Below are 12,939 nucleotides of genomic sequence, written 5' to 3'. Positions count from 1 at the left end.
GATCGGCTCTCATTGACGAACACAGGGTATTGGGTAAATGGCAAAAATCATCGTGGTGACTTCGGGCAAGGGCGGCGTGGGCAAGACGACGACCAGCGCGAGCTTCGCGTCCGGCCTCGCGCTGCGCGGCCACAAGACGGCCGTGATCGACTTCGACGTCGGCCTGCGCAACCTCGATCTCATCATGGGCTGCGAGCGTCGCGTGGTGTATGACCTGGTCAACGTGATCCAGGGCGAAGCGAACCTGAACCAGGCGCTGATCAAGGACAAGAAGTGCGAGAACCTGTTCATCCTGCCGGCGTCGCAGACGCGCGACAAGGATGCACTCACGCGTGACGGCGTCGAGAAGGTGCTGAACGACCTGGTCGCGATGGACTTCGAATACATCGTCTGCGATTCACCGGCCGGTATCGAGGCGGGCGCGCTGCACGCGATGTACTTCGCGGACGAAGCGCTGATAGTCACGAACCCGGAAGTGTCGTCGGTGCGCGACTCGGACCGCATTCTCGGCATCCTGTCGTCGAAGACGAAGCGCGCGGCCGAAGGCAAGGATCCGATCAAGGAACACCTGCTGATCACGCGCTACAGCCCGAAGCGCGTGAGCGAAGGCGAAATGCTGTCGCTCGAGGACATCAGCGAGATCCTGCGCATCAAGCTGATCGGCGTGGTGCCGGAATCGGAAGCCGTGCTGCACGCATCCAACCAGGGTCTGCCGGCGGTGCATATCGACGGCACCGACGTTGCGGAAGCGTACAAGGACGTCGTCGCTCGCTTCCTCGGCGAGGACAAGCCGCTGCGCTTCACCGATTATCAGAAGCCGGGCCTGCTGCAGCGCCTCTTCGGCAGCAAGTAACGGAGGCCGCCCATGTCCATCCTTTCGTTTCTCCTCGGCGAGAAGAAGAAGTCCGCGTCGGTCGCGAAGGAGCGCCTGCAGCTCATCATCGCGCACGAGCGGGTCGGCGGCCGGCCGCCGGCCGATTACCTGCCGGCGCTGCAGAAGGAGCTGGTCGCGGTCATCTCGAAGTACGTCCATATTTCGAACGATGACATCCGCGTGAGCCTCGAGCGCCAGGACGATCTCGAAGTCCTCGAAGTGAAGATCGAGATCCCGCAAGCCTGACGCTTCCCTGTCCCCCCGCACGGCGGCGCATGCCGTCGTGCGCGTCTTACGCCCTGTTGCACTTTCGGGCTCGCCGTAACACGGCGCCTGTCGGCCGTTGGTCGACCTCCCGCATTGAACGGATACGCTCGCGTCATTTGTTAATCAGGAGGTTGTAATGGCTGTCTCTACCGTTCGACGTCGTATCGTTTCGCTCGCGCTGTTCGCCACGGGCCTGTCAGCCATCGCCGCGCCGCTCGCCGCACGAGCGGACGAAATTCTCGTCGGTGCGCCGGTGATGGTGCAGTCGGGCCGGATGGTCGTCGCCGAGCCGGTGGTCGCGCCCGCCGAGGAAATCGTCGTCGTCGCGCCGAACGCGCCGCCGCCCGTGCGCTACGAGGTCGTGCCCGACGCGCGCGTCGGCTATGTGTGGGAGCGCGGGCACTGGCGCTGGGATCACGGCCGCTACGTCTGGATCGGCGGCCACTGGGAAACCGAGCGCATCGGCATGCACTGGGTGCCGGGCCACTGGGATCAGCGAGGCCCGAACTGGTTCTGGAGCCGCGGCCACTGGGCCTGACGGAGGCATGCGATGAAGCGAACCGCCATTGCCATCGCGCTCGTCGCGATCACGCTCGCCGGCTGTATCGTCGTGCCGGCCCGTCCCGTCTACTATCGGCCGGCGCCGGTGGTGATCTACTGAGGGTCACGCGGGCCCGTGTGCGCCGGGCCGTTCGCACCGGATGCCGATGAGCCGGGCTCGTGCGGCGTCGCCGGCGTGTGCGTGGCGACGTTGCCGGCCTCTGGGGCCTCCGGCTCGCCGCCCTCCTGCTCGCGCAGCGTGTCGAGCGGATCGGCGGGCGCGGCGGCTGCATCCTGCGGCTCGACGACATCGGTCGCAGCCGCCGGTGCCGCGACGGGTGCGGCGGTGGCCGCAGGCGGCGTGAGATAGCGCTCGGCGAGTGTTTCGTAGAGGGGTGGTGCGAAGAAGCGCGCCATGCGGCTCGATACCAGCGCGGTCGCCATCAGCGAAATCACGAGCGCGTGACTGTTGATCATCTCCATCACGATCACGAACGACGTGATCGGCGACTGCGTGACCGCGGCAAGGTAACCGACCATCGCGAGCGCGATCAACATCGGCAGGCTCATGTCGCCGAACACGACGTGCAGCAGGTTGCCGAACCCCGCGCCGATCGACAGCGAAGGCGCGAAGATCCCGCCCGGGATGCCCGGCAGGTACGACGCGACCATCGACACCATCTTCAGGAACGGATAAAGCATCGACAGCCGTTCATGGCCGTCGAGCAGGCCGCGCGCCTCGGCATAGCCGCTGCCGAACGTCGTCCCGCCCGACACGAGGCCGACGACCGCGATCACGAAGCCGCACAGCGCCGCGAACGCGATCGGGTGCTCGCGATACAGGCCAAGCAGGCGCGCGGGCAGCCAGCGGCCCGTATTGAGCAGCAGCCAGCTGAAAAGGCCGCCCGCGATGCCTGTCACGATCGCGGTGACGAGCACGGCGACGGCAAGCATCTTCGGAAAATGCTGGCCGGCGTCGATCGTGCCGAAGTACGTGTAGTTGCCGTTCAAGCCCAATGCGACGACACCGGCGAGGATGATCGCGGTGATCAGCACGCCGCTTGCGCGGGCGGAGAAGCTGCGGGTCAGTTCCTCGATCGCGAACACGATCCCGGCGAGCGGCGTATTGAACGCGGCCGACAGGCCGGCCGCCGCGCCGGCGAGCACGAGTTGCCGCTCGATCTGCGCGTTCGAGCGCGGGTAGAAGCGCCGCAGGTTGAACATCAGCGCAGCGCCGACCTGCACGGTCGGGCCTTCGCGGCCGATCGTGAAGCCGCCGAGGATCCCCAGGAACGAGATCAGAACCTTGCCGAACAGGATGCGCAGCGTCAGCAGCCGCGCACCGAATGCGCTCGGGCTCGCGTGCAGTGTCGCAATGACCTGCGGGATCCCGCTGCCCTCGGCGCCTCGGAAGAAGCGGCGCGTGAGCCAAGCCGACGCTGCGGCGATCGACGGCGTCAGCAGCAGCGGCAGCCACGCGGCGTGGTCGCGCATCGCGCGGAAGGTGTCGTAGCCCCAGTCGATCAGCCGCGCGTACAGCACGGCCGCGAGGCCGACGGCGATCGCGCCGAGCCAGAATACGCCATACTGGCGCCAGATCCGCAGCGAGCGGCGGGTGAGGGCGGGAAACAGGGTGGGGAGGGTGGGGCGTTGCATCGGCAGCGGGCCGGAAGGGCAAAGAACGCATTATAAAAAGAACGGATATGTCCGGCGCTCGACAAATATTTACAGAAACGTCGCATTTTGTTGCAAATGTAATGTCTGCGTAATGTTCGCGCACCGCAAGCGTCGTTAGCATGGCGCAATGGCCAGCCATTCCTCATAACGAACGTGAAACGCATTCTCATCGTGAAAGTGACGTCGCTCGGCGACGTCGTCCAGACGCTGCCCGTCGTCGCGGACCTTCATCGCGCCTTTCCGGGCGTGACGGTCGATTGGGCCGTGGATGAATCGTGCGCGGAGGTCGTGCGCTGGCACCCGGGTGTGAGCAACGTGCTCTGCGCGCCGCTGCGGCGGTTCAAAAAGCTCCGCAACGGCGGCGACCTGAAGGCGATCTCGGCGTCGATCGGCGCGCTGCGCGCGCACCGCTACGATGCCGTCATCGACCTGCACGGCGTCTACAAGAGCGCGATCATCTCGGCACTCGCGCGCGCCGCACGCCGTGTCGGCTACCAGACGCAGGATCTCGGCGAGACGGGTGCCCGTTTCGCGTACTCGCATCGCTTCGGCCCGCGGCCGGACTGCGACGCGTGGCACGGGATGCGTGTGAGCGCCGGCGAGGCGCTGGGCTATGTCCCCGAAGGCATCGCCGTCTACGGGATCGTCCCGCCGGAAGATGCGAGTCTGCCGCCCGCCGTGACTGACGGCGCGCCGTTCATGCTGCTGTTTCACGCGACGTCCAATCCGGACAAGAAATGGCCGGCCGACGACTGGGCCGCGCTGGCCACCCGGATGATGGCGCGTGGCGTGCGCGTGCTGTTGCCGTGGGGCTCGGCCGCCGAGCACGACGATGCGAAGGACATTGCCGAGCGCGCGCCGGGCGCGATCGTGCTACCCGCGATGTCGGTGCGCGAGCTGGGCGCGGCCATCGGCCGGGCTGCGCTCGTGGTGGGGGTCGATACCGGCTTCGTGCACATGGCACACGCGCTGCAGCGGCCGACCGTGATGATTTTCGTCGCGACCTCGCGCCACCATTGCGGCATCGGCGGCGCTCCGAATGCCCTGTCGATCGGCGAGCCTGGCGTGCCGCCGTCGGTGGCGCAGGCACTCGAGGCGATCGATGCGGTCGGGCCGGCCTACGGCGCGCAGCGCGAGCGGCTGACGGCCTAGGGCGTGCACCGGCCCGCGATCGGCGTGAAGGGGGCCCCGGAAACGGGGCCGGCCGGTTCAGGCGAGCAGCGCTTCGACCGTGACGACCGCGGCGATGGCGGCCAGGTTGGCGAGCAGCGCCTCGAACAGGAGGCCGCGCCAGGTTTTCGGCCGGAAGCGTGCCGCGAGCAGCAGGGCGCCGCCCAGCGCGAGCGCCAGGATCAGCACGAGGTCGGCGTTGTCGAGGCGGATATTCATCGCGGCGGCTCCTTCGAGGATCCGGTGGGCGCGCGACGGCGCCCCCCGATCGAGTATAGGCAGCGCCAGCCGCCGCACAACCCGGGGCGCCCCGGAGGTTCAGACGAGCGATGCGTCACGGGTTTCGCGCATCAGCAGCACGCCGATCAGGCTGATCACCGCCGCGACCGACACGTAGCCGCCGACCCATGACAGGCCGCCGCGCGCGGCAAGCAGCTGCGCGATGTACGGCGCGATCGACGCGCCGAGGATCCCGCCGAGGTTGTACGCGACGCCCGCGCCGGTATACCGGACGTTGGTCGGGAACAACTCGGGCAGCAGCGCGCCCATCGGCGCGAACGTCACACCCATCAGGAACAGCTCGAGCGTCAGGAACAGCGCGACGAGCGGCATCGAGCCGCTGCCGAGCAGCGGCTCCATCGCGAAGCCGGACAGCAGTGCGGCGATCGCGCCGACGGCCAGCACCGGTTTGCGGCCGAAGCGATCCGACGCCCACGCCGACAGCGGTGTCGCGAGCCCCATGAACACGACAGCGAAGCACAGCAGGCCGAGGAAGCTCTGGCGCGGAATATGCAGCGTCGACACGCCATATGACAGCGAAAACACCGTCGAGATATAGAACAGCGTGTAGCAAACCACCATCGCGAGCGCGCCGAGCAACGTGGGCTGCCAGTGTTGCGAGACGAGCGTCGCGACCGGCACGCGCACGCGTTCGTTGCGGTCGAGTGCGGCCTGGAACGCCGGCGTCTCGGTGATCTTCAGCCGCACGTACAGGCCGAGCGCGACGAGCACTGCGCTGACGAGGAACGGGATGCGCCAGCCCCAGCTGCGGAATTGTTCGTCGGACAGCGACAGCGCGAGCGCGAAGAACAGCCCGTTCGACATCAGGAAGCCCACCGACGGGCCCAACTGCGGGAACATCCCGAACCAGCCGCGCTTGCCTTGCGGCGCGTGCTCGGTTGCGAGCAGCGCCGCGCCGCCCCATTCGCCGCCGAGGCCGATCCCCTGGCCGAAGCGCAGCACGCACAGCAGCACCGGTGCGAGTGTGCCGATCGTGTCGTAGCCCGGCACGAAGCCGATCGCGGTAGTGGACACGCCCATGACGAGCAACGACGCGACGAGCGTCGACTTGCGGCCGATGCGGTCACCGAAGTGGCCGAACAGGAACGAGCCGATCGGTCGCGCGATGAATGCGATGCCGAACGTGACGAATGCGGACAGCGCCTGTGCGGTCGCGGAGCCGTGCGGGAAGAACACGGGGCCGATGACGAGCGCCGCGGCGGTCGCATACACGTAGAAGTCGTAGAACTCGATCGCGGTGCCGATGAAGCTCGCGAACACGATGCGCCGGTGGCTGACGGCGCCGGCCGAACCGGTTGCGTGTGCAACGGCCGGGGGAGATGCGGACATGGATGTCTCCGTTTTATCGTTGGGGCATTCGACTGAGCGTGCGCTCGGGCAGGCAGGTCGACGCCTGCCGGGAGAGAGCAGCCGGGCGGATGATGCGGTAGCGGCGTGGACGCGCGTCGTGGCGCGGACGTCACCCGCCGGTCGACGATGGAGACGGATAGGTCGCCGCCGCCCGGTGCCGGCATGGTCGGCTCGCATGCCGGGTGCGGCGCGCGAACGCGCGCGCGGGAGGGTGGCCGCGCGATTGCGGAAAATTATAGCCAGCGCCGCGACATAGCGGCAATCGCGGCCGGGCGCGGGCTCAGTCGAGCGATTGCGCCTGTGCGGATGCGGTGCTTTGCAGCTGGAAATGGCCGTCGTCGTTGAACAGCCAGCCTTCCATCATCTCGAGCCTGCCGTTGCCGTCCAGCAGTTTCGACGGCGGTGGCGGCAGCGGTGCCGAGCGGCGCAGCGACGCGAGCGCGAGCCCTTCCGCTTCGCTGTCGCCGTTGCTGCGATAGACGGACGCGTTGACGAGGCGGCCGCTGCCATCGACGGTGTACGCGACGACGACGAGCGAGCGCAGCATCGCCTGCGGCGTACCGCGCGAGACGCCGGACGGATTGTGCTCGGCGACGCACCGCGCGACTTCGACGCGATACTGGTCGCGATTCGCGCTTCGGATGACGGACGGGATCGTCAGCACCGAGCGCAGCGACGGCGGCGGTGTGATCGTGCAGGCGGCAAGCAACGAGGCGGCGACCAGCGCGGCAACACGCAGCCGGCTGGCGCACGGGAGGGGAAGAGGGGACATGGCGGAGTGCCGGAGGGTGACTATAAAAAAAATGATAGGCGTCCGGGCGCGACCTGTTATCGGGAGAAACACATAGTGCGCGAAGCGCGACGTGGCGATTCGCGGATGACCGCGCGGGCGCGATATGTGCACGCGCATCGCGCGCCGTGGCGGTGGGCGTGGCCCGACCGCCCCGCTTAGTAGCCGTGCGTGACGAGCGACAGAACGGACAGGTCCGGATGCGTGCCGTCGATGATGCTCTTGCCGATGTGCACGGCTTCCTGAACCGCTTCGTCGACGCTCGCGAAGCTTTCCTCGCCGTCCGCGTGGAAGGGCACCGCATGATCGGGCAGCGCGGGATTCACGCCGGGATGGCAGACATAGCCGGTGTAGGTGTAACGCGTGTCGCTGCCGGGAGCGAGGCCCGGCACCACATGGATCTCGAAGCCTTCGTAATCGACGTGATCCGTCGCTGTCGACAGTTCGGTCATGGCGGTCTCCGTGGGCCGCACGCACGGATGGCGCGGGCGGCATCGAGTCGCGGCGGCGGTCGTGTCGCCGTGCTGATCGAATTCTAGGCGATGGCGGCCCGGCTCGTGAGGCTCGCGCGCGTCGTCGGCTGCCACGGTGTGCGTGCCGTGTCGCGGGTTACCGCGTGCAGCGCGCGTCCTTGCGCTGCACCACGAGGATCACGGGATACTTCTCGCCGTGCTCGAGTTCCACCGGCGCGACGACCGTCAGCGTCGCCGGGTCGGAATCGTCGTACACGCTGACCTGTTCGTTGCGGATATAGGTCACACCGGTGCAGTTCGATGCGCGCCCATCGTCCGACACCTTGCACTGGATCTCGTTTTCCTTCAGGTAGTTGTACGGCGTCGGGCTCGCGAGATATTCGCGCAGGCTGCGCGGCGAGCCGCCGACGCCCTTCACGTACGCGATCGCGCACGATGGTGTTTGCGCATCGGTGCCGGAGGTGGAATCGGCGGCCGCGGCGTGCGTGCCGACGGCAGCCAGCAGGGCGACGAGCGACGAGGCGATGAAGGGCTTCATGACGTGGTTTCCCGTTTCGCGAATCGGAGCGCCGGATTGTAACGGCATCGGGCGAGATGCGTCGGCACGCGGGGCGGGCACCGTGCGCGGCCCGCGGCGGACAAACAAAAAACCCCGTCATTCGATGAATGGACGGGGTTTGGCGAACTTCCTGGCGGAAGCGGTGAGATTCGAACTCACGGACAGTTTCCCGTCGCCGGTTTTCAAGACCGGTGCCTTAAACCGCTCGGCCACGCTTCCACACGAGGCGGCATTGTAACCGAAATGCCGCCTCGTTCCGCCTCAATCGTCGCGCAGGAACAATTCCTGCAAGTCGTTGAGGAAACGTTGACCAAGTGGCGTCGGTGCGATCTGCGCAAAATCGCGCGTGATCAGTCCGCGCTGCTCCGCTTCCTTGAGTGCCGGTTCGATCGTGCCGATCGGCAGGCCCGTGCGTTCGACGAAGCTGTGCACGGGGAAGCCCTCGACGAGCCGCAGCGTGTTCAGCATGAACTCGAACGGCAGGTCGCGCGCACCGACTTCACGTTCTTCCTGCACCGGCGTGCCGGCTATCGCCTGTTCGATGAAGGTGGCCGGGTGCTTGTAGCGTGCCTGCCGCAGGATCCGGTTCGGGAACGACAACTTCGTGTGCGCACCCGCGCCGATCCCGAGATAGTCGCCGAAGCGCCAATAGTTCAGGTTGTGCTTGCACTGATGATTCGGCTTCGCGTAAGCGGACACTTCATAGCGGTCGTAGCCGGCCTCGGCCGTGCGCGCGTGGATCCATTCCTGCATGTCGGCCGACGCGTCGTCGTCGGGCACCGCGGGCGGAAACTTCGCGAACAGCGTGTTCGGTTCGAGCGTCAGGTGATACAGCGACAGATGCGGCGGCGCGAACGACAGCGCGGTCTCGATGTCCGCCCGGCATTCGTCGAGCGTCTGGTTCGGCAGCGCGAACATCAGGTCGAGGTTGAAGTTGTCGAACGTCTTCGCCGCGATCTCGACGGCCGCACGTGCCTGCGCGGTGTCGTGAATGCGGCCGAGCGCCTTCAGATGGCCTTCATTGAAGCTCTGGATGCCGACCGACAGGCGGTTCACGCCGCTCGCGCGGAACTGCGCGAATTTCGCGGCTTCGAACGTGCCCGGGTTCGCCTCGAGCGTGATCTCGGCGTCGGCATCGAGCGGCAGCAGCGCGCGCACGTCGGACAGCAGCCGGTCGAGACCGGCCGCGGACAGCAGGCTCGGCGTGCCGCCGCCGATGAACACCGTATGCACCTGCCGACCCCAGACGAGCGGCAGCGCCTGTTCGAGATCGGCGCGCAGCGCGTCGAGGTACTCGGTTTCCGGAAACCGCTCGCCCTTCCACTCGTGCGAGTTGAAATCGCAGTACGGGCACTTGCGCACGCACCACGGAAAATGCACGTACAGCGCGAGCGGCGGCAGCGACGTGAGCCGTACCTGGCCGGGCGACGTGAAGGCCGCGACGACGCGCGCGCCGGTTTCCGCCGCCTGGCTCATGCGGCCTCCGGTTGCGAATGCGTGACGAAGACGATCATGCCAGTTCCTCCGCGAGCCGCGCGAGCAGTGCCTTCAGCGCGAGCGCGCGATGGCTGTGCGTGTTCTTCACGGCCGGCTCGAGTTCGGCCGCCGTCGCGCCGAGCGACGGCAGGTGGAAATACGGGTCGTAGCCGAATCCGTGCTCGCCGCGCGGCGTGTCGACGATCTCGCCCGCCCAGCGACCTTCGGCGAACAGCGGCTCGGGATCGTCCGCGTGGCGCACCAGCGCGAGCACGCAGCAGTAGTATGCGCGCCGGTCGTCGACCCCGCGCAGCTGCTCGACGAGGTACGCATTGTTCGCCGCGTCGCCCTTGTCGCCGCCCGCGCGCTGCGCGTAGCGCGCCGAATAGACGCCCGGCGCGCCGCGCAGCGCGCGCACGCACAGGCCGGAATCGTCGGCGATCGCCGGCAGGCCGGTGAGCCGCGACGCGTGCCGCGCCTTCGTCAGCGCGTTCTCGATGAACGTGCCGAACGGTTCGTCCGCCTCCGGCACGGCCAGGTCGCCCTGCGGCACGATCTCGATGCCGACCGTCGAGAACAGCGCGGCGAACTCGCGCAGCTTGCCGGCGTTGTTCGACGCGAGCACGATGCGCGACAGCGGCGCGAGGGTGCGATCGTCAGACATGGCCGGCGCCCAGCACGTCCTGCTGCAGCTGCACGAGCTGGCCGATCCCGCTTTGCGCGAGGTCGAGCAGCGCGTTCATCTCGGCGCGCGAGAACGGCACGCCTTCGGCGGTGCCCTGGACTTCGACGAAGCCGCCGGCGCCCGTCATCACGACGTTCATGTCGGTGTCGCAGCGCGAATCTTCCGCGTAGTCGAGATCGAGCACGGGCGCGCCTTCGTACACGCCGACCGAGATCGCGGCGACGTGGTCGGTGATCGGCGAGCGCGCGAGCTTGCCGGCCGCGATCAGCTTCGACACGGCGTCGTGCGCGGCGACGAAGGCGCCGGTGATGCTGGCCGTGCGCGTGCCGCCGTCGGCCTGGATCACGTCGCAGTCGATGTGGATCGTGCGCGGGCCGAGCGCTTCGAGATCGAACACGGCGCGCAGCGCGCGGCCGATCAGGCGCTGAATTTCCTGCGTGCGGCCCGTCTGCTTGCCGCGCGCGGCTTCACGGTCGCTGCGCGTGTGCGTCGCGCGCGGCAGCATCCCGTATTCGGCCGTCAGCCAGCCCTGGCCGCGATCGCGCAGGAATTCGGGCACGCGTTCGGCGACGCTCGCGGTGCAGATCACCTTGGTATCGCCGAATTCGACGAGTACCGAGCCTTCGGCGTGTTTCGTGTAGTTGCGCGTGAGCGCGACCTTGCGCAGTTCGTCGGCGCGGCGGCCGCTCGGGCGGGACAGGGAAGACGTCATGGGGGAATCGTGGACGGAAGAGGAAACCCCGATTTTAGCGCCGAACGGCTGCCTTGCCCGGCGGGGTGGGGCGCAAAAATGGGATAATGCGCGCTTCCCGCCCCGCGCCTTGCAATGCGCCGGGCGCCTCGACATATTCCCGCCCGAGAAGGGCACCCAGACGGCGAGACGAACCATGATCTACAGCATGACGGGCTATGCGAGCGCGACGCGCGAACTCGCGACGGCTACCGGCAACGGCGGCACCAGCGTGTCGGTCGAACTGCGCACCGTGAACTCGCGCTTCCTCGATCTGAATTTCCGCATGCCGGACGACGTGCGCGCGTGCGAGCCCGCGCTGCGCGAGATGCTGATGAACAAGCTGTCGCGCGGCAAGGTCGACGTGCGCATCAACCTGCAGCGCGGCGAGCAGAGCATCGGTGCCGGTGCGCTGAACCAGACGGCCCTCGGCCAGCTTGCCGAACTCGAGCGCTCGGTGCTCGATTCGTTCCCGGGCGTCGGCCGCCTGCGTGCGGGCGAGATCCTGCGCTGGCCGGGCGTGCTCGCCGAGAGCGGCGTGTCGGCGGAAGCGATCCGTGACGCGGTGCTCGCGTGCGGCAAGGAAGCGATCGGCGAGCTCGTCGTCGTGCGTTCGCGCGAGGGCGCGCAGCTGGCGACGATGCTGCTGTCGAACGTCACCGAAATGGAAGCGATCGTCGCGCGCATCACGCCGCTCGTGCCGGAGCTGATCGCGAAGCATCAGCAGAAGATCGTCGAGCGGCTGCAGGAAGCGCTCGGCCTCGCGGTGCCCGAAGGCAGCGCGCCGATCGTCACGCGCGAGGAAGCCGCGGAACGCATTCGTCAGGAAGTGACGATGTACGGCATCCGGATCGACATCGCGGAAGAACTGTCGCGACTCACCGCGCACCTGAACGAAACGCGTCACGTGATCGAGAAGGGCGGCCGCGTCGGCAAGCGTCTCGACTTCATGATGCAGGAACTGAATCGAGAAGCAAACACGCTCGGCTCGAAGGCGGCGGCGAAGGAACTGGCCGACGCATCGATGGCGCTCAAGCTGTTGATCGAGCAGTTGCGTGAGCAAGTGCAAAACCTGGAGTAACGCAACATGACCCATCCCACTCACGACGGCCACGCGTCGCATGCGCTGCACGGCGGCGTCTATCCCGGCAACCTGTTCATGGTCATCGCGCCGTCGGGCGCCGGCAAGTCGACGCTCGTGAACGCGCTGCTGTCGAAGGACAGCGACATCTGCCTGTCGATTTCGTACACGACGCGCAAGCCGCGCCCGGGCGAGCAGGACGGCCAGCACTATCACTTCACGACCGTCGAGGATTTCCGCGCTCGCCACGCCGCGCACGAATTCCTCGAAAGCGCGGAAGTGCACGGCAACTACTACGGCACGTCGCGCGTCTGGATCGAGGAGCAGATGATGAGCGGCCACGACGTGCTGCTCGAGATCGACTGGCAGGGCGCGCAGCAGGTGAAGAAGCAGTTCCGCAACGCGGTCGGCATCTTCATTCTGCCGCCGTCGCTCGACGCGCTCGAGGAACGTCTGAAGAAGCGCGGCCAGGACGAGCCGAACGTGATCACGCGACGCCTGCTCGCCGCAGGCAGCGAGATGGCGCACGCGTCCGAAGCGGAATACGTCGTGATCAACGAGAATTTCGATCGTGCGCTGGCCGAGCTCGAATGCATCGTCGCCGCAACGCGCCTGCGCTTTGCTTCGCAGTACGCGCGACATTCCGAGCTGTTCATCGAGCTCGGCATCCATTTGCCCCACGCGGAATGACGCGGGGGTAGAGGGACATAAGGTAGAATAGGGACTATATTCAGAAGGAATTACCAACATGGCTCGCATTACCGTCGAAGACTGCCTGAAGCAAATCCCCAACCGCTTCGAACTGGCGCTCGCCGCCACTTACCGCGCGCGGCAGCTCGCGCAAGGCCATACGCCGAAGATCGAGAGCCGCGACAAGCCGACCGTCGTCGCGCTGCGCGAGATCGCCGCCGGCCAGGTCGGCGTCGAGATGCTGAAGAAGGTGCCGGTGTAACGCGCATCCGGCCCG

General features: G+C 67.3%; 16 protein-coding genes and 1 tRNA gene. 7 read left to right on the top strand and 10 right to left on the bottom strand.

The genetic code is table 11. The features are described 5' to 3' along the window. Positions 1-37 precede the first annotated feature (37 nt). The 3 genes from minD (at position 38) to ACV22W_RS16170 (ending at position 1,679) form a co-directional block, all read left to right on the top strand. Positions 38-853, top strand: a complete 816-nt coding sequence (minD, locus tag ACV22W_RS16180; RefSeq protein WP_044849298.1) for a septum site-determining protein MinD — start codon at positions 38-40, stop codon at positions 851-853. Between the two features lie 12 nt (positions 854-865). Further along, positions 866-1,120, top strand: a complete 255-nt coding sequence (minE, locus tag ACV22W_RS16175) for a cell division topological specificity factor MinE (RefSeq protein WP_006486661.1) — start codon at positions 866-868, stop codon at positions 1,118-1,120. A gap of 157 nt (positions 1,121-1,277) precedes the next feature. Then, the gene (locus tag ACV22W_RS16170; protein WP_448020427.1) at positions 1,278-1,679 is read left to right on the top strand and encodes a YXWGXW repeat-containing protein; all 402 of its coding nucleotides are present in this window, start codon (positions 1,278-1,280) and stop codon (positions 1,677-1,679) included. Between the two features lie 116 nt (positions 1,680-1,795). Here the strand turns inward: ACV22W_RS16170 and ACV22W_RS16165 are convergent, their stop codons facing one another. Further along, on the bottom strand, positions 1,796-3,337 hold the full coding sequence (locus tag ACV22W_RS16165) for a chloride channel protein (protein WP_448020426.1): 1,542 nt from the start codon (positions 3,335-3,337) through the stop codon (positions 1,796-1,798). Positions 3,338-3,511: 174 nt separating this feature from the next. Here ACV22W_RS16165 and waaC point away from each other — a divergent pair, with 174 nt between their 5' ends. Beyond that, entirely contained in the window at positions 3,512-4,510 is a 999-nt protein-coding gene (gene waaC, locus ACV22W_RS16160; RefSeq protein ID WP_448020425.1) for a lipopolysaccharide heptosyltransferase I, read from the top strand. A 57-nt stretch (positions 4,511-4,567) separates the two neighbouring features. Here waaC and ACV22W_RS16155 read toward each other — a convergent pair whose 3' ends face one another. The 9 genes from ACV22W_RS16155 to rph all read right to left on the bottom strand — a co-directional run bounded on the left by ACV22W_RS16155 (position 4,568) and on the right by rph (position 10,873). Then, positions 4,568-4,747 carry a hypothetical protein gene (locus tag ACV22W_RS16155; RefSeq protein ID WP_057928516.1) on the bottom strand — a complete coding sequence of 60 codons (180 nt, stop codon included), beginning with the start codon at positions 4,745-4,747 and terminating at the stop codon, positions 4,568-4,570. A 99-nt stretch (positions 4,748-4,846) separates the two neighbouring features. Continuing rightward, the gene (locus tag ACV22W_RS16150) at positions 4,847-6,157 is read right to left on the bottom strand and encodes an MFS transporter (protein WP_448020423.1); all 1,311 of its coding nucleotides are present in this window, start codon (positions 6,155-6,157) and stop codon (positions 4,847-4,849) included. Between the two features lie 301 nt (positions 6,158-6,458). Continuing rightward, positions 6,459-6,950: a TonB family protein gene (locus tag ACV22W_RS16145; RefSeq protein WP_448020421.1), complete on the bottom strand. Its 492-nt coding sequence runs from the start codon at positions 6,948-6,950 to the stop codon at positions 6,459-6,461. 176 nt (positions 6,951-7,126) lie between these two features. Continuing rightward, complete coding sequence (locus ACV22W_RS16140; RefSeq protein ID WP_175907476.1) at positions 7,127-7,420, bottom strand: hypothetical protein; 294 nt, start codon at positions 7,418-7,420, stop codon at positions 7,127-7,129. 157 nt (positions 7,421-7,577) lie between these two features. Then, positions 7,578-7,979, bottom strand: coding sequence for a hypothetical protein (locus ACV22W_RS16135; RefSeq protein WP_448020419.1), 402 nt, complete (start codon positions 7,977-7,979; stop codon positions 7,578-7,580). A 152-nt stretch (positions 7,980-8,131) separates the two neighbouring features. Then, positions 8,132-8,219: transfer RNA gene (locus tag ACV22W_RS16130), tRNA-Ser, on the bottom strand. Between the two features lie 42 nt (positions 8,220-8,261). Then, a complete protein-coding gene (gene hemW, locus ACV22W_RS16125) occupies positions 8,262-9,476 on the bottom strand; it encodes a radical SAM family heme chaperone HemW (protein ID WP_448020417.1) in 1,215 nt (404 codons plus the stop codon). A 34-nt stretch (positions 9,477-9,510) separates the two neighbouring features. Further along, entirely contained in the window at positions 9,511-10,140 is a 630-nt protein-coding gene (gene rdgB / locus ACV22W_RS16120) for an RdgB/HAM1 family non-canonical purine NTP pyrophosphatase (protein ID WP_448020415.1), read from the bottom strand. After that, complete coding sequence (gene rph / locus ACV22W_RS16115) at positions 10,133-10,873, bottom strand: ribonuclease PH (RefSeq protein ID WP_448020414.1); 741 nt, start codon at positions 10,871-10,873, stop codon at positions 10,133-10,135. The genes rdgB and rph overlap by 8 nt, the downstream gene beginning before the upstream one ends. Before the next feature lie 175 nt (positions 10,874-11,048). Here rph and ACV22W_RS16110 point away from each other — a divergent pair, with 175 nt between their 5' ends. From ACV22W_RS16110 to rpoZ, 3 genes are read left to right on the top strand one after another with little or no spacing between them, the layout of a single operon-like run. After that, positions 11,049-11,972, top strand: a complete 924-nt coding sequence (locus ACV22W_RS16110) for a YicC/YloC family endoribonuclease (protein WP_448020412.1) — start codon at positions 11,049-11,051, stop codon at positions 11,970-11,972. A gap of 6 nt (positions 11,973-11,978) precedes the next feature. Then, positions 11,979-12,662 carry a guanylate kinase gene (gene gmk / locus ACV22W_RS16105; RefSeq protein ID WP_448020410.1) on the top strand — a complete coding sequence of 228 codons (684 nt, stop codon included), beginning with the start codon at positions 11,979-11,981 and terminating at the stop codon, positions 12,660-12,662. A gap of 58 nt (positions 12,663-12,720) precedes the next feature. Further along, complete coding sequence (gene rpoZ, locus ACV22W_RS16100) at positions 12,721-12,924, top strand: DNA-directed RNA polymerase subunit omega (RefSeq protein ID WP_006025620.1); 204 nt, start codon at positions 12,721-12,723, stop codon at positions 12,922-12,924. The last annotated feature ends 15 nt before the right edge of the window (positions 12,925-12,939 follow it).

The sequence above is a fragment of the Burkholderia sp. AW49-1 genome, assembly GCF_053427845.1.
The sequence above is the reverse complement of the archived record's forward strand: the minus strand, read 5'-3'. Positions and strand labels throughout refer to the sequence as shown.

Bases quoted from the DNA above. Each gene is read 5' to 3' on its own strand.
- rph (WP_448020414.1), bottom strand. From the start codon at position 10,873: ATGACGTCTTCCCTGTCCCGCCCGAGCGGCCGCCGCGCCGACGAACTG.
- ACV22W_RS16140 (WP_175907476.1), bottom strand. From the start codon at position 7,420: ATGACCGAACTGTCGACAGCGACGGATCACGTCGATTACGAAGGCTTC.
- hemW (WP_448020417.1), bottom strand. From the start codon at position 9,476: ATGAGCCAGGCGGCGGAAACCGGCGCGCGCGTCGTCGCGGCCTTCACG.
- gmk (WP_448020410.1), top strand. From the start codon at position 11,979: ATGACCCATCCCACTCACGACGGCCACGCGTCGCATGCGCTGCACGGC.
- ACV22W_RS16145 (WP_448020421.1), bottom strand. From the start codon at position 6,950: ATGTCCCCTCTTCCCCTCCCGTGCGCCAGCCGGCTGCGTGTTGCCGCG.
- ACV22W_RS16155 (WP_057928516.1), bottom strand. From the start codon at position 4,747: ATGAATATCCGCCTCGACAACGCCGACCTCGTGCTGATCCTGGCGCTC.
- ACV22W_RS16150 (WP_448020423.1), bottom strand. From the start codon at position 6,157: ATGTCCGCATCTCCCCCGGCCGTTGCACACGCAACCGGTTCGGCCGGC.
- rdgB (WP_448020415.1), bottom strand. From the start codon at position 10,140: ATGTCTGACGATCGCACCCTCGCGCCGCTGTCGCGCATCGTGCTCGCG.
- minD (WP_044849298.1), top strand. From the start codon at position 38: ATGGCAAAAATCATCGTGGTGACTTCGGGCAAGGGCGGCGTGGGCAAG.
- ACV22W_RS16135 (WP_448020419.1), bottom strand. From the start codon at position 7,979: ATGAAGCCCTTCATCGCCTCGTCGCTCGTCGCCCTGCTGGCTGCCGTC.
- minE (WP_006486661.1), top strand. From the start codon at position 866: ATGTCCATCCTTTCGTTTCTCCTCGGCGAGAAGAAGAAGTCCGCGTCG.
- rpoZ (WP_006025620.1), top strand. From the start codon at position 12,721: ATGGCTCGCATTACCGTCGAAGACTGCCTGAAGCAAATCCCCAACCGC.
- ACV22W_RS16110 (WP_448020412.1), top strand. From the start codon at position 11,049: ATGATCTACAGCATGACGGGCTATGCGAGCGCGACGCGCGAACTCGCG.
- ACV22W_RS16170 (WP_448020427.1), top strand. From the start codon at position 1,278: ATGGCTGTCTCTACCGTTCGACGTCGTATCGTTTCGCTCGCGCTGTTC.
- ACV22W_RS16165 (WP_448020426.1), bottom strand. From the start codon at position 3,337: ATGCAACGCCCCACCCTCCCCACCCTGTTTCCCGCCCTCACCCGCCGC.